Genomic DNA, 19,402 nt, shown 5'->3' with positions numbered 1-19,402 from the left:
TATTGGACAGAATCATCTGACACAAAGATTTAAGAGCGGTAGCGCCTTATCAATCCGTCTCATTTTGTGAGGAGAGTAGGGGCAGGAGAAGAAACAATAGAAAAGGCTCTGCCATATTACCCCCTTTCAAAAAGATTTTGAACCCGTTTGAAAGTTCTTTTTAACTCGTAAACAAACTCTTCTGAACAGCAACAATTCTCAAAACCAAAGCATGATTTGCAGCATTCAAGGTTCGACTTACACCATTCAAAGCTTGAATAGTGCAAACCAAGATCCGGTTTTCACTTTTTATCCTGTTCAGGAGAGAAAATAAACAGGATCAAACCATCTTTTGAAAGGCTATATCGCAACTCTTTCATTCCATGAGAACAGAAGCGTACCGCTTATGGTCCGAAACCGATACCGGCTCCATCTTTCACCTAACACTTATCCCCAATGAGCAACTTTTTAGTAGATAAATTTGCAGACATCCTCATTCTCCGCTACGATGTCGATAGCTTCTCGAAGCTGTCCCGCAGGAGAAAACTCTATCTCTACTTCCTCTCCGAAGCTACCCTTAGAGGACGAGACATTCTGTTCGATCAACACCATCCGTACAACCTGTTCCTCCGAGAGGCTGTCTCCGAAATGGTCGCAGCTGCGAGCCTGGATACGGAAAAAGAAGAGTACGATGCTCTGCTCTGCTACTACAAGCAAATCCTTTTCACATCCGGTATTCATCACCATTACAGTGAGAGGAAACACGAACCGCTTTTCAGCTCTCGCTACCTCTCCTTACTATGGGAAAAGATCGATGAAAACAAGCGCAACGAATGGAGAGATAGTGGTTTCGATAAAGAGTTGCTGCTCGAATACATCTTCAATAAAGAGTTCGCTCCCATAAGAACAGCCGAAAACGTGGAAGAATCATCGGTAAACTTCTACGACAAAGGCATCACCACAGAAGAGGTCGAAGCGTTCTACTCCGCCCGCTCCAAAGATCCGGAACTCTCTCCGGGACTGCAAAGCAAGCTCAGGAAAGATGCCGACAACAACCTCTATGAAGAGACATACAGCACCTCCGGCAGATATGCTCCGGCTCTCAAACGGATAGTCTCCGCCCTTAGAGCCGCATACTTCTATGCCGAAACAGACCGGGAGAAAGCGATCATAGAAAAGCTCACGACCTACTATAAGAGTGGAGCGGATGAAGATTTCAGAGCATATTCTTTGGCTTGGCTCAATCACTCCCCCGACAAAACCGATGTCGACTTCATCAATGGCTTTATAGAGACTTATCAAGACCCCTTGGGAAGAAAAGCCACATGGGAAGGTCTGGTACAGCTTTACGACAGAGAGGCTTCTCGACGCACGAAGCTGCTATCCGATAATGCCCGTTGGTTCGAGGAGCATAGCCCGGTCAGCCCGGCACATCGTAAGCCCGAAGTGAAAGGCATTCAGGCTTCCGTCATAGAAGCATTGATGTTGGGAGGCGACTGCTATCCGGCATCTCCTCTCGGAATCAACCTGCCCAACAACAACACCATAAGAGAGAGATACGGCTCCAAGTCCGTTACCCTGTCGAACATATCCCATGCAGTGGATAGCACGCTCTACTCCGGAGAGTATCTCGAAAGCTTCTTCCTGAAAGAAGAGGTAAGAAGACGGATCATGACATTCGGCTCTCTGACCAATGATCTCCATACCGATCTTCACGAGTGTCTTGGTCACGGTTCCGGAAGACTCGAAGAAGGCGTCTCGGAAGATGCCCTTAAAGAGTGGAGCGCAACCATAGAAGAGGCACGGGCAGACCTGTATGCGTTGTACTATATTGCAGATCCGAAGCTGGTGGAGATGGGGCTTCTTCCGGAAGATGCTTATAAGGCACAGTACGACCTATATGTTACCGGCGGAGCCATTATTCAGCTTGCCCGTCTGAAACAAGGGGAAAAGATACAGGAGTCGCACATGAGAAACAGAGCGCTCATCGCCCGATACCTATTGGACAAATGCGGGGCGGACTGTTTGGAACTAAAGCAAAACGAAGCAGGAGATTTCTTTATAGAGATTCACTCATACACGAAGCTGAGAGAGAATATAGGGCATCTGCTCTATCGGATACAAGAGATCAAGAGCAAAGGGTTATACGAAGAGGCGGAGAAGATTATACGTACATACGCCACGGATGTCCCGTCCGAGATATACGTTTCTGCAAAAAAACGCTTCGAGGCACTGCATCTGTCTCCGTTCAAAGGGTTTATCAATCCGAGAATGGAAGCGCGATATTCGTCCGACGGAAGCGTGGAGGAGTTTACGCTGGATACGTCCGAGACCTATCTGGAACAGATGAACAGATACAACAAAGTATACAGAACACTTCCTCTGTGTAACGACAGTCCGAACAGTGCAAAGAGTCGGACTCTGGAGCTTGGCAGGTATCACGACACCTTCAAACAGCTCAGAAGAAGACTACATAATGCTATGGATGGCGTTGTGGCAGAGAGCATGAGAAAAGGTGGTATCGAACATAGAACGAACTTCGGTGTTACCCTGTTTCGTCTGAAAGAGATAGCCAAGACGATGGAGCCGGATCCGGAGCTGATAGAACTGCTAAGGTATCAGAAAGAGGTGCGCGAGTTTCCCCTGCTATCCATCTTCATGCTGCAAGGCCAAGAGCTTGACTATCTCCAAGCAGTGGAAAGATGCGGAGATGTAGAGACATTGGAAGAGGCGGAACAACTCGTTCACGAACTGCTTGTTCACCAATCTTACGTCTACACTCTCGTTGATGATCTGCTGTATACGCCTCATCACGATGGCATTGTAGCTTCCATTCCTCATCTGCTGCTGGCTCAGTCGAGCATGCAGAAGCGCATCATGCCTCCTGCTTCCACCCTTGAAAAATGGCTCGAAAGGGTAAAACACGCCATCTATTCGGGGGTGGTTTCGGAGACGGAACAGGTACTCATTTTACGCTGTTTGGAGAAACTTTCAGACCTAAATCCCTCTTTTGCAAAAGAGTGCCGTACACATCTCGAAAGCTATCTCCATGCAGACAATCTTTTTGCCTCGGAGATAGATTCCATTCTTCGTTTCTTTGCGGAAGAATAGTTATATTTGTATCATAATACGAACAACCTCAAATACATTATGCAGCAAATAGATGTTCTTTTAGGTCTCCAATGGGGAGATGAGGGAAAAGGCAAAATAGTGGACGTTCTTACGCCCAAATATGATTTGGTAGCACGCTTTCAAGGAGGTCCTAATGCCGGACACACTTTGGAGTTTGAAGGTAAGAAATATGTCCTGCGCTCTATTCCTTCCGGCATATTTCAAGGTAACAAGATCAACATCATAGGCAATGGCGTGGTGTTGGATCCCATATTGTTCAAGCAAGAAGCAGAAGCATTGATGGAGTCGGGGCACGATATCCGGAAGAGTCTATATATTTCGCGCAAAGCTCATCTCATACTCCCGACGCATCGTTTACTGGATCAAGCCAGAGAAGCAGCGAAAGGAGCCGGAAAGATCGGCACTACCGGCAAAGGCATAGGCCCCACTTATACGGATAAGATAAGTCGTAACGGATTGCGAGTAGGTGATATAGAGTTTGACATTAAAGCAAAATACGATAAGATTAAGAGCGATCACTTCAAGATCTTGGCGGCTCTGCACTATGTGCAAGATACTGCTGCGATGGACAAAGAATGGTTCGATTCAATAGAGTTTCTAAAGAGTTTTCGCTTCATAGACAGCGAGTTTTTCATCAACGATGCCTTACGGAACGACAAAGCGATACTTGCAGAAGGAGCTCAAGGCACGTTGCTGGATATAGATTTCGGTTCATATCCGTTCGTTACATCCTCCAACACCGTGACGGCAGGCGCTTGTACCGGACTGGGAGTCTCTCCAAAAAGAATCGGGAAAGTATTCGGTATCTTCAAGGCATACTGTACACGGGTTGGAAGCGGCCCGTTCCCAACGGAGCTTCATGACGCTACCGGAGAGGAGATGTGCCGTAAAGGAAATGAGTTTGGCTCGGTAACGGGAAGAAAGAGACGCTGTGGCTGGCTCGACCTTGTGGCTCTACGCTACTCCGTGATGCTTAATGGCGTGACAGACTTAATCATGATGAAGAGCGATGTACTTGATATGTTTGAGGAGATTAACGTCTGCACATCCTACATCATAGACGGTAAGGAGACAGACCAGTTCCCATTCTCCGCTGAAATGGATATTACTCCTGTCTACAAAATCTTCGATGGCTGGCAGGAAGATATGACGAAAGTGGAAAAAGAAGAGGAGTTTCCGGCTGCATTCAAGACCTATCTGAACTTCATAGAAAAGTATCTGGGAGTCTCTATCTCTGTGGTTTCCGTGGGACCTGATCGCAAGCAGACGATCCTGAGAAAAGGTTTCATGTCCGAAAAGTAACTCTTACACGGAAAACCCTTGCATATATCCTCAACTATATCTAACTTTGGCGAAGCACGCAGAAGGTGCTTTCAGTAGGAAATACAAATAACAATTTAGATACAAGTACTATGGAACAAAAGAAAACGCCTCGTGCGAATCTTGAGAGTCGCAAGTCGACATTCTTCCTAATGGGGCTTGTGGTAGCACTCTCGGCTGTATTCACAGCATTTGAATGGGGTAAAAGAGACCTCGTTTTTAACGAGATTGCTACGGTCAGTACCTTTATAGAAGAAGAAGAGATCGAGATTACGCCTCCTGAAGAAACGCCTCCACCCGAACTGCCACCGCCTGATACAAAAGTGGTTGCAGATATTATCAACGTAGTGGAAGACGAAGTAAAGGTAGAAAACCAAGAGCTTCTCAGCGTGGATGATGCCTTGAACAAAGTTCAGGAAGTAACATTTACTCCTCCTCCTGCATCTGTTCGTAAAGTAGAGCAAGCGAGTGAAGAGATCCACGACTTTGTGGAAGAAGATCCTGAATTCCCCGGTGGTAACAACAAGATTCGCCCTTGGTTGGCAAGCAAGTTGGTTTATCCTCAAATCGCAGCAGACAATGGAATCCAAGGACGTGTTCGTGTAGGATTCGTTGTAAACAAGGACGGTTCTATCGTGGATGTTCATATCGTTACAGGCATCGAGCCTTCTCTGGACAAAGAAGCGATGCGCGTAGTGAAGCAAATGCCTAAATGGAAACCGGGCAAGCAAGCAGGTCTTCCGGTGCGTTGCCGTTACGAAGTAACAGTAATATTCCAGCTACAGAACGCTTAAGAATATAAAGACAGACATAAAAGAGACACAGCTAAACGACAAAATCTGATGGCTGTGTCTCTTTTCTTATATGAAACAATAGATAAAAGAGAAGCAAAAACTTTTGTTTTTTATTATCTTTGCCGACAGAGGGGGTCTTTGTAAAGCCAAAACTAAAAAATCGTACAACTTTACCTCCAAAGATTCTCAAAGAGTTTAGATATCTGCTTCTGAAGAATGATAACAACCGGAGAGGCAGCAAGTATTAACATCAAAAAACAGAAAGATTAGAATGGGTTTAATTAAAGAATTCAAAGAATTTGCCGTTAAAGGTAACGTAGTAGACATGGCAGTCGGTATCATCATCGGTGGAGCTTTTGGAAAAATTGTTTCATCGCTTGTAAACGATGTTATCATGCCTCCGATAGGTAAGCTGCTCGGTGGAGTCAACTTTACAGACCTAAAGGTTGTCATCTCTCAAGCAGTCATGGAAGGAGAACAAGTGATCGCAGAAGAAGTGGCTATCAGATACGGAGCTTTCATCCAAACCGTAGTGGACTTCCTCATCATCGCTATCGCCATCTTCTTGATGATTAAAGCCATGAACTCTCTTCGCAAGAAAGAGGAAGCTGCACCGGCCGAACCGGCAGCGCCACCGGCAGATATTCAGCTTCTCACAGAGATCAGAGATCTTCTTCGCAAGGAAAACCGCTAAGGCAAAAAGCCGTGCTACCTCTGCGTATCACCTCAAAAAAAATACAGAGACAACCACTTGGGGCTCAAAGCTCCCGAGTGGTTGTCTCTCCTTTTTGACGATAAAGAGAAGATCTATCCTGCCGGCAAAAGAGATTGAACCTATTCAAAAAATCCTCTATACAGGGATAAATGTTGCTCTAATCGTTTACAGAGATTGAAATCACGATTCGGGTTGCAGAAATCAAGGCTTGCTTTCCACAAATCGCATCTTGATTTTCGACGACCAAAGCATGATTTTTAGTTTTATACCTGTCAAAAGCAACTTATATCCCTATTCAAACAACTTTTTGAACAGGTCAAAACAATATTTTCAGAGAAGAAAAGGAGAGAAGAAACAGCTAAAAATCGTCCGCAAAAAGGAGACCATCAAGAGCCGAACCCGACCAAACAAGAGAGCAGAGAGCAGAAAGAGACAAACCAAAAGCAAATCTCATGGAAATCAGACCGTACAAACAGCTCATTTTTATGAAGAAAGTAGCCTTGATGTATGAATTTTAATAGTAAAAAATTGTATCTTTGCCAATCAAAGTGCCCGTGCGTCAAACCACGGCATACGTCTGAAAAGATTGAGCAAACGAATAAAATTTAATAACATAATCACAAACAGATGCAAAACAAAGGTTTAGTCAAGATTGTAGCTCTCCTTATGGTGGTCCTCAGTGCGTGGTATCTCTCGTTTACTTTCGTATCGAGCAGATATACTTCTGCGGCAAAGGAGTATGCTCAAGGCGATCCAATGAAAGAGATCAGATACTTGGATTCGCTCTCTAACAAGACAGTGTGGTTCGGACACACACTAAAAGAAGTACGTGCCCAAGAGATCGGATTGGGTCTTGACCTCAAAGGGGGTATGAACGTAGTGCTTGAGCTCAATCAGGCAGACGTGCTACGCTCACTCTCCGGTAACAGCCAAGATCCCAACTTCCTAAAGGCTATCGAAGAAGCAAACAAGAAAAAGACTCAAAGCCAAAAGGACTTTGTAACGCTCTTTATCGAAGAGTTTCACAAAGCGGATCCGGGTGCGAGACTTGCTGCTATCTTTAGCACGCTCGAACTAAAGGACAGAATCCCAACCACTGCATCCGATTCAGACGTAGAAAAAGTACTTAGAAGAGAAGTGAACGATGCGATAGACAGCTCTTTCAAGGTGCTTCGTAACCGTATCGACCGCTTCGGGGTTGTGGCTCCAAACATCCAAAGATTGGAGAACAACAGCCGTATCCTTATAGAGCTTCCGGGTATCAAAGAGCCGGAACGTGTACGTAAACTTCTTCAAGGTGCTGCGAACCTTGAGTTTTGGGAAACAGCGGATATGTCTGAAGTGTTCCGCCCTCTTCTCAATGCAAACGATGCTCTTGCTGCTCTCAACAAGCGTGGAAGCAGGCAAGAAGTAGAGACACCGGCAGAAGTGGCTGCTCCAGAAGCAGAAGCGGAAACCGCTCCGGCAGAAACGGAAGCAGCTCCGGCAGAAGCAGACAGCACAGATCTTAGCCAACAGGTTCAAGCTCAATCCGGAACAGAGTCGCAACTATCTGCAGAAGATCAAAAGAGAGACAATCCTCTCCTTTCTGTTCTTTCTCTAAACGCCAACGTAAATGGTCAAGCCGCTCCCGGTGCTATCGTCGGATATGCTCAGGCAGCAGATATGGCGATGATAGACTCTCTTCTTTCCATACCGGAAGTGAAGGCTCAACTCCCTCGCAATATCTATCTGAGATGGTCTGCAAAACCTTATTCCGAAGAAGGCAAAGTGTATGCACTATATGCACTTAAAAGCTCTAAAAGGGATGGTTCGGCAGCTCTATCGGGTGAGGTTGTAACAGAAGCTCGTGCAGAAGTAAACAACCACGTGGGTAGAAGCGATGTGGGAGTATCTATGCACATGAACAATGAAGGTGCTAAGCAGTGGGCTCGTCTTACTCGCGACAATGTAGGAAAGCAGGTTGCCATCGTTCTTGATGGTCTTGTATATTCTGCTCCGGTAGTAAATGGTGAAATTCCTAACGGTGTTTCCAGCATCACAGGTAACTTTACACCGGACGAAGCAAACGACCTTGCCAACACACTCAAGAGTGGTAAGATGGCTGCTTCTGTAGATATAGTACAAGAAGATATTATCGGTCCTTCTCTTGGTAAAGAGGCTATCAAGGCAGGTATTATCTCGTTTGTCATAGCTCTTATCATCCTTATGCTTTATATGTGTTTGGTTTACGGCTTGCTTCCGGGTATGGTTGTGAATCTTGCACTGGTATTGAACTTCTTCTTTACTCTCGGTATCTTGGCTTCTCTTCATGCCGTACTCACACTTGCAGGTATTGCCGGTCTTGTGCTTACGCTTGCTATGGCGGTGGATGCCAACGTACTTATCTTCGAGCGTATCAAGGAAGAGCTTGCCGCCGGAAAGAATATGCAACGCTCCATCAAGGATGGTTACGGCAATGCGTTCTCCGCTATTATCGACTCCAACGTTACCACTATCATCACAGGTATCATACTGTTTATGTTCGGTACCGGTCCTATTCGCGGTTTCGCCACAACACTTGTTGTGGGTCTTATCTGTTCGTTCATTACGGCAGTGTTCATCACTCGTCTTATATTTGAAGCTCTTGCTAAAAGAGGCAAGATGGACAAAACAACCTTCACGACAGCGATTTCAAAGAACTTCCTCAAGAATCCTTCTGTCAACTTCCTTGCTAAAAGAAAGATTTCTGCCACTGTATTCGGACTTCTTATTGCTGCCGGTATCGCGGCGTTGGCGACTATCGGACTTAATGCGGGTATCGACTTTACAGGTGGTCGTAACTATATCGTGAAGTTTGATAAGAATGTTTCGACAGCGGAAGTAGCATCTATGTTGAACGACGAACTTGCCGGCAATGTACGTGTAATCAATATCGGTACTCCGGATCAAGTGCGTATCTCTACCAACTATCGTATCACAGATACTAACCCGAATACGGATGAAGAGATCGAGAAGCTGGTATTTGAAGGCGTGAAAAGCCTTCTTCCGGAAGGAACATCCTTCGATACTTTTGTAGACAAGTATGTACAAAGCTCACAAAAGGTAGGAGCAACCATGGCGGATGACATTCAAAGAGATGCTCTTATTGCCGTGGCAATATCTCTTATCTTCATGGCTCTCTATATCCTTATACGTTTCCGCGACATTGCATTCTCCGCAGGAGCATTCGTCTCAGTAACGGTAAATACATTCTCTATCATAGCTCTGTATGCTATTCTTTGGAAGATCATGCCATTCTCTATGGAGGTCGACACAACGTTCATAGCAGCGTTGTTGGCTATCATTGGTTACTCTATCAATGACACTGTGGTAGTCTTCGACCGTATCCGTGAGGTATCGGGCATCTATCCGAACAAGAATAAGAGAGAAGTATTCAACAATGCGTTGAACTCTACACTTGCTCGTACAATCAACACATCTCTTACAACACTTATCACCATCATTGTTATCTTCATCCTTGGAGGTCCTACAATCCGAAGCTTTACATTTGCAATGATCCTCGGAGTGGTGATCGGTACTATCAGTACACTCTTTGTTGCTTCGCCGATAGCATACCTGATCGCAAGCAGAAAAGAGAGAAACAAAGAAGAGAAGTAAGCACAACCGATAACCCGACTCTCCTTATAAAGGAGATCGAATACATAGAGAGGCTTCCTAAGACAGACTTAGGAAGCCTCTTTGCTTCTACTCTTATCACAATCAGGAGCATCCAAAACAAATTGCAAATATTTATGTACCTTTGGTAGAGCTTATATGAGCCTTTCACACAATGGTTTTGTGTATAGACTCTCTCCTTTGAAGATTTTCGGCAAAGGAGGAAGGGCTTTGTATTATAAAGAATCAGCAACAGAACAATGAATAAAGATATACTGAAAAATAAACCTCTAAAAACGTGGATTAAGTTCTCCATCGTCCTCATTCTATACATTCTATTCTGCATTTGGGTAGGTTCCCCGTGGCTTTGGCCGGGTGTACTCCTCATCATAGACGGCTATATCACCAAGAAGATTAACTGGCGTTGGTGGAAGTCGTCCAAGAATCCCAAAGTGGTGAGTGCGATGAAACTGTTGGAAGATATCGTTGTGGTGGTCTTCTCGGTGCATGTCTTCTTCCTGTTTTTCTTTCAAAACTATCAGATTCCTACCTCTTCGCTGGAGAAAAGTTACCTTGTGGGCGACTATCTGTTAGTATCCAAGTTGAGCTACGGACCTCGTATGCCGCAGACTCTTATCTCGTTCCCCATCATACACAACACCTTCCTTTGGGGAGGAAAGAGCTATTTGGACAAACCGCAAGCAGAGTATCGCCGTTTGAAGGGATTCGGTTCAGTCAAACGCAATGATATCGTTGTCTTCAACTTTCCGGCGGGAGATACCATAGCCCTTAAAGAGCAAAATCCGGACTACTATACACTGGTAAACACATATGGCAGACAGTATCTCCGAGAGAACAAAGAGAGATTCGGGGAGATCATTTACAGGCCTGTGGATAAGCGCGAACACTATGTCAAAAGGTGCATAGGCTTACCCGGCGACTCTCTTGAAGTGAGAAACAATGACGTCTATATCAATGGAGAGAGAATCAAAGACCCGAAAAACCTGCAACACACCTACTATATTCAAACCAACGGAAGAGCCATACCGGAACAGCTGCTCGACGATCTCAAGATCTCTATGGACGATCGCAAGGTGTTGTTGGACGGTTCGGCGCCGCAAAACTTCGGCTTCTTCCAATATCTGAAGCTGGATACCTTATCGAATGGAAGCTACGGACTGATCCATCAGCTGCCGTTGACTCAAGAGATGGTAAAGCAGATCAAAGCAGTCTCCTCCGTTAAGAATGTAGTTATAGAGCCTTCTCCCTCCGCAGAAGACGATCCGACCTATCCTGTGGACATGAAAAAATCGTGGACAAGAGACAACTACGGTCCTATCTGGATACCTAAAAAGGGAGCGACTATCAATCTCACTTTGGAAAATCTCCCCCTATACATCCGTTGCATACACAACTTCGAGGGGCATGTTGTCGCTGTAAAAGAGGGTCGCATATTCATTGACGGAGTGGTCTCGGACACTTATACCTTCGAGATGGACTACTACTTCATGATGGGTGATAATAGACATCGCAGTGCCGACTCCCGTGCATGGGGATTTGTACCTGAGGATCACATCGTGGGTTCACCCGTTTGGGTTTGGCTCTCACTCGATAAGGACAAAGGCTTATTCAGTGGAAAGATTCGCTGGAACAGATTCCTCCTTCCGGCATCCAAGATAGAATAAACGGAATAACGATATATGGCTCGGAGCGGAAAGCAGAAAGATAGATCTACCAAACGTAGAACGGTCAAGATCTCTATCGGGGTTCTTACCTTGCTCCCTGCGCTTCTGCTCATAAGAGTATTTGTTTGGGAGCCGGTCCGTGTGCATAGAAGCGGTGGCAACAATGCTTCGGAGAGTGTGTGGATACTTATACAGAAAAGATTTTATGAACCTCTGAAGAGAGGCGATGCCGTGATCTTCACTCCCGTCGAGTCTCCTTCAAGAGAAAAGCTCTATGGCTATATCGTGGAGGTCAAGAGAGATCCGGAACATCCCGAAATCCTTTATTACGGTATCTCCAACGAGTCGGATCCCAGGAGCAAAGCGATTTCCATCCATCGGTTGTGGTGGTGTCCACCTTCGCACATCGTGGGTAAAGCGGTTGCCTTTATACCCTTTTGACAGCAAAAATAAAAGTCTGCCTCCCGAAAGGAGCAGACTTTTTCATTTTGACAAATCGCTATTCCACTTATCTTATCAGTGCCAAAGAAACAAACCCGATCACTATGGCAATGGTAAAACTGGCTAATGTTCCGATGAGGACATACTCTGTCGTCTTGATCTCTTTAGCCTTGCTCAGATCCCCAAAGCGGAAGACGGACTTTGCCGCAAGCAGGAATCCCACACCTTCGATATGGTTGGTCAAGATAAACGTGAGGATGAGTATCCGCTCCAGATAGCCTATGAATTCGCCGGCATTGGGAAGACTTGCCTCCTCTGCCTCTTTGCTCCATCTGTGGAAAAACATACTCAACACGATGGAAGTAGGTTTAAGTACCAGCAGATAAGCTATGGCAACGATCCAGAAGCCGGAAGAGATCTCATACTCTTCCAACCATTCGCACAAAGTATCCGCTCCGCCAAACAGGAAGCCCCATATCAAAAGCAGCACAGCCAGGTGTAGCAGCTGGTCTATAAAGAACGACCACGCATTTTCCCGCATAAAGGCAGACTTCAGATAGTCTATACCCAAATGAGAGACAAAGATAATGGAGGGAACGATCCACCCTCCCCACTCCTGCAAGAGCAGATAGACCACCGCCGCATGGATGAACGAGTGCACCAACAGATAGCTCCACTTCCCTGCTCCAGGCATTCTCTTTCCGGTGCAGATCTTCTTTGGCTGGAAAGCAAAATCGGCAAGAAAATGCGCCAAAAGCAGTTTCAACAGAATATCCCAACTCATAGCATCTTCTCTTTTATGATCTTTTTCGACCGGTTAATATAGAGAGCCATAAGGTTTTCCTTACCTGCTCTCAACAGTTTTCCCACATTTTGCGAGCTCATTCCCATACTCATCGCCATCTCTTTTTGGGTCAAGCCATAGAGCAGAGAGGCATAGAGAGCCTTTGCCTGCGATATAGTCCATCGGGAGATGATGTCATCCGCAAAAGCCGTACTCACTTCCAGCTCTTCGTTCAGCTCTTCCCAGCGGGTCTTTACCGTAAGTCTCCGCTTCCCTATATCGTCCAGCTCCCTGCCGGAAAAGTGAAAAGCCTCTCCGTCGGAAAGCACCACTTTGTCCGACAGATAGGATACCTCTCCTATTCCGATAGCCAAACGCACATCCCAAGCCCGCTTTAGCCTTTCGGGTGTCTGCCCTTTGATGCCGGCACGGAGAAGCACTGCCATCTTCACTGCTTCCTCCGGATGCTCCACAACAATCTGAAAACTGTCCCCTCTGAAAAACTCCATCTTGGCGGGCGAGAGGGTATCTCTCAACTCCTCTACTATTCCATTGAGCATCTCCAACAGAATATCCCGATACTCTCCGCGTATTGCCGAAGAAGTAACAATATCTCCCGTTATGACTCCCCTTATATCCATACAATCTGCTTTTAGGTAAATAGTAAAACAAAGATAGGTTTTAGCCGTCAGAAAAACAACCATTTTCGGTTGTATTCTTAAAAACAACCGTTTTTGGTTGTAATCGTAAAAACAACCATTTTCGGTTGTAAAATCATCCGTTTAAGCGGTTCATAAAAGCGGATTTTCCTGATATTTCAACCGCTCTCAAGGGAGCTTTTATATAAAAATGAAGCCCTCAAAAAGCCCTTCAAAACCTCTTGTCTCAAGAGCTTTTTCCGATGACCATCTTCTCTGAAAGATCTTAGAACATTGGCAATCAATATTCTACAAATTTTTCAATCCTGAGATTTTTTTTCCTCCCGATCGGTTTCATGCCCTGTTTTCGAGTTAATAGAAGCAAATTTTAACACCCTATTATGTAAACAAACTCTAATGCACTTTTGGGGCAAAAAACGGCAAAAAAGAGGGCAAAAAGTACAAAACACTATCTATCAACACTATAAGCAAAAATTCCAAACACGTTAATCGAATCCGGTAAACGTGTTTAATGAAATCGGTAAACGTGTTCGTTGAAAAATTAAACACGTTAAGCCGAAAGAATATGCTCGTTTACTGTTTTCGCTTAACAGGTATCGGAAATTGTGTTAATAAAATGGGGCGAATTTAACAATTCGCTCGTGCTCTGAAAACGACCCCTCTGATCAAAATAGAGAGACCAAAAAAAGAAGGCATTTTTCGGGATGGAATATATAAAAATGGAGCCGGCAAGAGAGGAAAAAAGGAGAAGAAAAAAGAGAGCTCCGAAAAAATTTTTCTTCTCATTCCGCAAAGAGAAAACGGACAAAACAAACACTTACACTCCTCAACAAAAAATAGTATCTTTGTAAAGAAGCCCAAGGGCGCAGACAGAAACATATTGCACAACCATAGAAACCTCAAAATTCGGACATGAAAAGGTACATAGATTCACTTCTCTCTTTCGCAGTATCACTTCTTGTGGTATCAGGCTTATCCTCTTGTACGGACATGAAACAGTCTCCATTCGATTCCACCGGAAAGTCTCGCGAAATGATCGTTGTGCTACCCGTTAATGAAACCGAAGCAGACACCCTCAAGGAGTTTAGCAAAGAGGTTTTCAATGAGCCGGTGCCCCTGCTTCCTCAGCCGGAAGCATCCGTTGATCTCTCTTTCACATTACAGAACAACTTCACCACAATCTTCAAAGCGTATCGCAACATCCTTATCTACGATATAGATCCGAACAGATACACCCAAGGCGTTTTGCGGTTGTCGAGAAACGTTTGGGCTAAAGGGCAGAATGTCTACACGGCACAAAGTCCGGACCTCGTTACCGCCAAAGCTCTCATCAGACTGCAAGCACCCAAAATCATGGAAGAGGTGTACCGCTCGGACGTCCTCAGACATATTACGGATTTGGAGCGGACATACAGTAGCAAGTTTGCCAAAGAGGTGGAGAAGTATATCGGTGAGGTTACGATAAATGCACCGGTAGAGATGAAGTGGACAAGGGTCAATAACGGATTTGTCTGGGCTACCGATCAGGGCGTAGGCAATCGCGGACGGATGGATATGGTGGTCTACACTTTCCCCTATACGGATGTCAATACTTTCGAGACCTCTTATCTGATCCACAAACGAGACTCCATCATGCGCCAGTGGATGCCGGGAGAGTACAAAGACTCTTATATGCAGACAGAGCATCGCGCAGATCCCATGGCGGTAAAAGGCGAAGTGAACGGTACAGCACGTGTAATCCTGCGCGGTCTCTGGAATATGCACGGAGATATGATGGGAGGACCTTTCGTGATGCACGCGATGGTGCACCCGAACGGCAAGGAGGTCTTGGTGGCAGAAGCGTTTGTGTATGCACCGGAAGTAAGAAAAAAGAGATTGATGCTCCTGAACGAGTCGGCACTCTACACGCTAAGGCTCGCAGGCGATAAGATAGAATACGGCAAACTGTTTCCCAAAGCACCCGTCATAGCTCCTTATAAGATAGAGGGCGAGAAAGCTCAAGAGGGTGAGACTTCGGAGAAGTAGTTTGTAAATATCATGGTTCAAAGACAACACAATGAGCAACAACAAAATAAAAATAGGAATCACCCCCGGAGATCCCAACGGTGTGGGCTACGAAGTGGTGATAAAAACACTTTTAGACAACTCTATTCTGGATCTGCATACACCCATTCTGTATGCCAATCCCAAAATATTTTCATTCTACAAGAAGAGCTTAGACCCGGACAATACGATACAGTACCATCTCATCCAATCGGCAGAAGAGGCAGAGCCTAATATCGTAAACATCGTGCCGACATCGGGAGAAGGAGATGACAACTTCAGGGTCAATCCCGGCTCTGCGGATATTGCCGCCGGCTCTTTTGCGGTAGCATCCCTCCTCGCAGCCAAGCGAGACCTCGATGCCGGACATATCAAGTGTATCGTTACAGGCCCTATCGACAAATATACTGCTCACCATGAAGCGTTTCCTTTCAAAGGGCATACGGAGTTTCTTACCTCCCATTTTGCCACGATCGAAAACAAATCTCTGATGCTCATGGTAGCCGGAGAGAATATCGTTGCCCCGGTAACCAATCACATTCCTCTACGCTATGTGCCGGAAGCACTATCGGTAAATCTGATCGTCGAAAAGTGTATCCTGCTGGACATGGCACTGAGAAGAGACTTCGGAATAGTGAAACCGCAGATCGCCATACTGGCTCTCAATCCTCATGCAGGCGAGAACGGACTTCTCGGTAGAGAGGAGATAGAGATCATCGGACCGGCTATCGAGACGCTGTTCAACGAGCATCAGATACACGCTTTCGGGCCTTTCTCTCCGGACGGATACTGGGGAAACAGTATGGATGAAAAGTTTGATGCAACGCTCTGTATGTATCACGATCAGGCTTTGATACCGTTTAAGATCAAACATATGCAGGTTGGAGTCAATTTCACATCAGGTCTCAACATCGTGCGTACCTCGCCCGACCATGGCACTGCTTACGATATAGCCGGCAGCGGAACAGCGGATGAGACCTCTTTCCGAAACGCTCTCTATCTTGCCATAGACGTCTATCACAACAGAGAAAGGTTTGACGAAGCTGTGCGAAATCCGCTCAGAAAAACATTCTACGATAAAGGAAAAGATATTGGTCTGGAAGACTTGCAGACAAAAATGGAGGATGAGGAGTAAAACATCCCCAATGAAGCAAGAGACATCAGTTAACCTCTAAAGTATAAGAACTATGTTTAAGAACAAGAACATCGTGTACACCTCCGGAACATTCGATATGTTCCACTACAATCATCTGCGTATGATAAACTACGCGAGAGCTCTTGCCGATATCCTTATAGTGGGTGTCAGCACAGATGAGTTGGTGAAGAGTTATAAGGCACCTCCTGTAATCCCTTTCAACGAACGGATGCAGATCATCGAAGCTCTAAAGACACCGGACATTGTTATCCCGCAACACTCTTTGGACCATACGGAGCTGGTAAAGAAGCTGAATATAGATGCTTTTGTGGTGGGAGACGATTGGACAGGCAAGTATGACTATCTGCGAGATCTCGGAGTACAGGTGTTCTACTTCCCATACGGTACCGGTGTCTCTTCGACAAGTATCAAGCAGTCTATCCAACAATCTTATGAGGCGAGCTTGAACACTGCCAGACAACACAAACCGGAGAAGATCAACAAAGGATAAAAGCACCGGAGTATGAAGACCATACTGATTACAGGAGGGACAAAGGGTATCGGCTTGGCTGTGGCTCGTGCCCTGCTTCCTTCTGCAGACCGAATGATCCTGACCTACGGAACGGATAAAGAGAGAGCGGAAGCGGTAAAGGCAGAGCTTGAAGCCGAACATCCTCATCTGAAACAGCTTCTGGTGCTCCCGAGCGATATAGAAGCTCCGGGATCTGCAAAGGTATTGGCGGATAAGCTAAAGGAAATGAACGTCATTCCGGACGCCGTCGTCCTCAACGCCGGAGTAACCAACAGAACCTCTTTTTGGGATATAGAGGAGGAGGATTGGATGAAAGTCTTGCAGGGCAATCTGCTCTACAACATCATGCTGATCCGTCATTTCGGCAAGCTCATGCCGAAAGGTTCTTGCTTCGTAGCCACCGGATCTCTCATGGGACTGCACCCTCACTCCGTCTCTATCCCCTATGGAGTATCCAAGAGCAGCCTTCATGCATTGGTCAAAAACATGGTAAAGGAGCTTTCTCCCTTAGGTATCAGGATCAATGGCGTGATCCCCGGATTCATAGACACGGAGTGGCAAAAGAACAAACCTCTTGAGGTGAGAAGAAGTATAGAGAGCAAGATTGCACTGCAAAGGTTTGCGACACCCGATGAGATAGCCAAAATCTACAAAATGATGGTGGAAACGGACTATCTCAACGGAGAACTCATAGTGGTAGATGGCGGATACAGCTACCGATAATCAAAATGACCCTTTATGTTAGATATCGAAAAAGAGGATATTCCTTCAGGTACATCCAAAGAGGATTACCTTGCATCTCTAAAGTCCATAGAGACTGAGAACAAAATTGATAGAGTATTCTATCGCAAGGTAGGATATAAAATAGCCGTGGCTCTTGTACCTACGGGTGTTTCTCCAAATACTGTAACCATTATCAGTATCCTTATAGGGGTGCTTTGCGGTCCTATGATATACTTCTCCTCAGAGAATTATATTTGGGGGCTGTTCGGTATTGCATTCCTTGTCATAGCCAATATTCTCGACTGCGTGGACGGTCAGCTCTCTCGCCTTACGGGTAAGAAAAGCAATATCGGCCGTATTCTGGACGGGATTGCAGGCGATTTGTGGTTCTTCTCTATCTATGTGGGGATCTCCATGAGGCTTGTAGCCGAGCATAATACATCTATATTCTACATCTTTGCAGCCCTTTCTTTGGTGTCGCATCTATCGCAAGCGGCATTGACGGATTACTATAAGACACTGCATCTTCTCTTTATCAGTCCGGAAAAAGGAGCGGAGTTTGACGATATTGAGAGCATCAACAAAAAGTACAATGATATGGAACCGGGACTGAACAAGCTGTTCTTCTGGTTCTACAAGTACTATACCACTGCTCAAATGGCAGCAACACCCAAGCTGCAAAAGATGGTCGAAACAGTACGGAGAAAGTTCAAAGGCTTCAGACTGCCCGAAGAAGAGAGTCTGCGATTCCGTAAAGGGAGTATGATAGTCATGAAGCTGATAGATCTGCTCACGTTCAACGGACGTTCCATAGTGCTTTTCATCGCCATCTTACTCCAACAGCTCTGGATCTATCTCGCTTATGAGATCGTGGTTTTGAATATTGTACTCTTCACCAGTCGCCTCCAGCACGAAACTTTATGCGAGTTCTATACCGAGTATATAGAAAATAAGTACGAGAATGAAAGAGATTGATCCCATAGTTTTACACCAGGAGGACATAGAAGAGATGCTGAAAGAGGTGATATCCAATCACTCTGCCAAGTGGCTCACTCCTCGATTGATGTCTATACTCAAGATTAACAATATCAACAATGTTCACGCCCGCAACTGCCATTTTAGAGGTCCGGCGTTTGCTCATGCCATTCTCAAAGATGAAGATATCAATGTCAGTTACAAGCTGCATGGCGCAGAACATCTGGACAATATCCCTGATGGGGCTTTCTTTTCAGTCTCTAATCATCCTTTCGGAGGGCTGGATGGCATAATGCTTCTTGATATTCTGGGGCAGAGAAGAGCAGATTACAAGATGCTTGTAAATAGCTTCCTGAGCAAGATTGGAGCGATGAACGACAGCTTCATTCCCACGCATCCTCTTATGAGACATAGGGAAGACAAGTATGACCCATCGAAGAATATCAGTGGCGTGATGCAGGTTAAGACGAGGATTTCAGAGGGGCATCCGATCGGGCTGTTCCCTGCCGGAGGAATCTCCAGATGGTCTTGGAAAAGATTTCAAATCGTCGAACAACTTTGGAAACCGAGTGCCATCCGTCTGATACGTGCCGCCAACGTTCCCGTTCTTCCGGTCTATTTTGAAGGACGAAACTCTCTGTTGTATAACATCTTCGGGATGATCAACCTGAAGATGCAGGTTGTCAGGATTCCTTGCGAGATTTTCAACAAAAAAGGAAAGACAATATCCATACACATCCGTCCGGTCATAGAACCGTCCGAGTGGCAACACATTGAAAGCGATACGGAGTTGGCAAAATTTTTTCACGATAAAACCGTACACTCTTCCACATAAAATACTTCACCAAA

At 45.5% G+C, this 19,402-nt stretch carries 15 protein-coding genes; 13 read left to right on the top strand and 2 right to left on the bottom strand.

Going from position 1 to position 19,402, the window contains the following annotated elements; translation table 11 throughout:
• The first annotated feature begins 435 nt into the window (after positions 1–435).
• The 7 genes from HQ43_RS03945 (at position 436) to HQ43_RS03910 (ending at position 11,702) form a co-directional block, all read left to right on the top strand.
• The gene (locus HQ43_RS03945) at positions 436–3,090 is read left to right on the top strand and encodes a dipeptidyl-peptidase 3 family protein (protein WP_052103062.1); all 2,655 of its coding nucleotides are present in this window, start codon (positions 436–438) and stop codon (positions 3,088–3,090) included.
• A 39-nt stretch (positions 3,091–3,129) separates the two neighbouring features.
• Positions 3,130–4,413, top strand: a complete 1,284-nt coding sequence (locus HQ43_RS03940) for an adenylosuccinate synthase (RefSeq protein WP_036789992.1) — start codon at positions 3,130–3,132, stop codon at positions 4,411–4,413.
• A 110-nt stretch (positions 4,414–4,523) separates the two neighbouring features.
• Positions 4,524–5,225: an energy transducer TonB gene (locus HQ43_RS03935; RefSeq protein WP_036789989.1), complete on the top strand. Its 702-nt coding sequence runs from the start codon at positions 4,524–4,526 to the stop codon at positions 5,223–5,225.
• A 271-nt stretch (positions 5,226–5,496) separates the two neighbouring features.
• Positions 5,497–5,919, top strand: coding sequence for a large-conductance mechanosensitive channel protein MscL (mscL, locus tag HQ43_RS03930; RefSeq protein ID WP_036789986.1), 423 nt, complete (start codon positions 5,497–5,499; stop codon positions 5,917–5,919).
• 648 nt (positions 5,920–6,567) lie between these two features.
• A complete protein-coding gene (gene secDF, locus HQ43_RS03920; protein WP_036789981.1) occupies positions 6,568–9,579 on the top strand; it encodes a protein translocase subunit SecDF in 3,012 nt (1,003 codons plus the stop codon).
• A 272-nt stretch (positions 9,580–9,851) separates the two neighbouring features.
• Positions 9,852–11,261 (top strand): signal peptidase I, encoded by a 1,410-nt coding sequence (gene lepB, locus HQ43_RS03915; RefSeq protein WP_394358417.1) that lies wholly within the window; start codon positions 9,852–9,854, stop codon positions 11,259–11,261.
• Positions 11,262–11,276: 15 nt separating this feature from the next.
• A complete protein-coding gene (locus HQ43_RS03910; protein ID WP_036789974.1) occupies positions 11,277–11,702 on the top strand; it encodes a hypothetical protein in 426 nt (141 codons plus the stop codon).
• A 67-nt stretch (positions 11,703–11,769) separates the two neighbouring features.
• Here HQ43_RS03910 and HQ43_RS03905 read toward each other — a convergent pair whose 3' ends face one another.
• A complete protein-coding gene (locus HQ43_RS03905) occupies positions 11,770–12,486 on the bottom strand; it encodes a DUF3307 domain-containing protein (protein WP_036789972.1) in 717 nt (238 codons plus the stop codon).
• Complete coding sequence (locus HQ43_RS03900) at positions 12,483–13,127, bottom strand: hypothetical protein (protein WP_036789969.1); 645 nt, start codon at positions 13,125–13,127, stop codon at positions 12,483–12,485. Before HQ43_RS03900 ends, HQ43_RS03905 begins: the two co-directional genes overlap by 4 nt.
• A gap of 930 nt (positions 13,128–14,057) precedes the next feature.
• Between HQ43_RS03900 and HQ43_RS09440 the strand changes: the two genes are divergently transcribed.
• The 6 genes from HQ43_RS09440 to HQ43_RS03870 are packed head-to-tail and all read left to right on the top strand — an operon-like array spanning position 14,058 to position 19,388.
• Positions 14,058–15,170: a DUF4837 family protein gene (locus HQ43_RS09440; protein ID WP_052103061.1), complete on the top strand. Its 1,113-nt coding sequence runs from the start codon at positions 14,058–14,060 to the stop codon at positions 15,168–15,170.
• 31 nt (positions 15,171–15,201) lie between these two features.
• Entirely contained in the window at positions 15,202–16,323 is a 1,122-nt protein-coding gene (gene pdxA / locus HQ43_RS03890) for a 4-hydroxythreonine-4-phosphate dehydrogenase PdxA (RefSeq protein ID WP_036789962.1), read from the top strand.
• A gap of 52 nt (positions 16,324–16,375) precedes the next feature.
• Complete coding sequence (locus HQ43_RS03885) at positions 16,376–16,834, top strand: adenylyltransferase/cytidyltransferase family protein (RefSeq protein ID WP_036789959.1); 459 nt, start codon at positions 16,376–16,378, stop codon at positions 16,832–16,834.
• A gap of 12 nt (positions 16,835–16,846) precedes the next feature.
• Positions 16,847–17,578 carry an SDR family NAD(P)-dependent oxidoreductase gene (locus HQ43_RS03880; RefSeq protein WP_036789956.1) on the top strand — a complete coding sequence of 244 codons (732 nt, stop codon included), beginning with the start codon at positions 16,847–16,849 and terminating at the stop codon, positions 17,576–17,578.
• A 15-nt stretch (positions 17,579–17,593) separates the two neighbouring features.
• Positions 17,594–18,553 (top strand): CDP-alcohol phosphatidyltransferase family protein, encoded by a 960-nt coding sequence (locus HQ43_RS03875; RefSeq protein ID WP_052103060.1) that lies wholly within the window; start codon positions 17,594–17,596, stop codon positions 18,551–18,553.
• Entirely contained in the window at positions 18,540–19,388 is an 849-nt protein-coding gene (locus HQ43_RS03870; protein WP_036789954.1) for a 1-acyl-sn-glycerol-3-phosphate acyltransferase, read from the top strand. The genes HQ43_RS03875 and HQ43_RS03870 overlap by 14 nt, the downstream gene beginning before the upstream one ends.
• Positions 19,389–19,402 lie beyond the last annotated feature (14 nt).

It is taken from the genome of Porphyromonas canoris (assembly GCF_000769115.1).
In the GTDB taxonomy this organism is placed as follows: Bacteria; Bacteroidota; Bacteroidia; order Bacteroidales; family Porphyromonadaceae; genus Porphyromonas_A; species Porphyromonas_A canoris.
Note: the sequence above shows the minus strand (reverse complement) of the source record. Positions and strands in the feature narration are given on the sequence as shown.

Bases quoted from the DNA above. Each gene is read 5' to 3' on its own strand.
- HQ43_RS03935 (WP_036789989.1), top strand. From the start codon at position 4,524: ATGGAACAAAAGAAAACGCCTCGTGCGAATCTTGAGAGTCGCAAGTCG.
- HQ43_RS03940 (WP_036789992.1), top strand. From the start codon at position 3,130: ATGCAGCAAATAGATGTTCTTTTAGGTCTCCAATGGGGAGATGAGGGA.
- secDF (WP_036789981.1), top strand. From the start codon at position 6,568: ATGCAAAACAAAGGTTTAGTCAAGATTGTAGCTCTCCTTATGGTGGTC.
- HQ43_RS03885 (WP_036789959.1), top strand. From the start codon at position 16,376: ATGTTTAAGAACAAGAACATCGTGTACACCTCCGGAACATTCGATATG.
- HQ43_RS03910 (WP_036789974.1), top strand. From the start codon at position 11,277: ATGGCTCGGAGCGGAAAGCAGAAAGATAGATCTACCAAACGTAGAACG.
- HQ43_RS03870 (WP_036789954.1), top strand. From the start codon at position 18,540: ATGAAAGAGATTGATCCCATAGTTTTACACCAGGAGGACATAGAAGAG.
- HQ43_RS03880 (WP_036789956.1), top strand. From the start codon at position 16,847: ATGAAGACCATACTGATTACAGGAGGGACAAAGGGTATCGGCTTGGCT.
- mscL (WP_036789986.1), top strand. From the start codon at position 5,497: ATGGGTTTAATTAAAGAATTCAAAGAATTTGCCGTTAAAGGTAACGTA.
- pdxA (WP_036789962.1), top strand. From the start codon at position 15,202: ATGAGCAACAACAAAATAAAAATAGGAATCACCCCCGGAGATCCCAAC.
- HQ43_RS03945 (WP_052103062.1), top strand. From the start codon at position 436: ATGAGCAACTTTTTAGTAGATAAATTTGCAGACATCCTCATTCTCCGC.
- HQ43_RS03900 (WP_036789969.1), bottom strand. From the start codon at position 13,127: ATGGATATAAGGGGAGTCATAACGGGAGATATTGTTACTTCTTCGGCA.
- HQ43_RS03905 (WP_036789972.1), bottom strand. From the start codon at position 12,486: ATGAGTTGGGATATTCTGTTGAAACTGCTTTTGGCGCATTTTCTTGCC.
- HQ43_RS09440 (WP_052103061.1), top strand. From the start codon at position 14,058: ATGAAAAGGTACATAGATTCACTTCTCTCTTTCGCAGTATCACTTCTT.
- HQ43_RS03875 (WP_052103060.1), top strand. From the start codon at position 17,594: ATGTTAGATATCGAAAAAGAGGATATTCCTTCAGGTACATCCAAAGAG.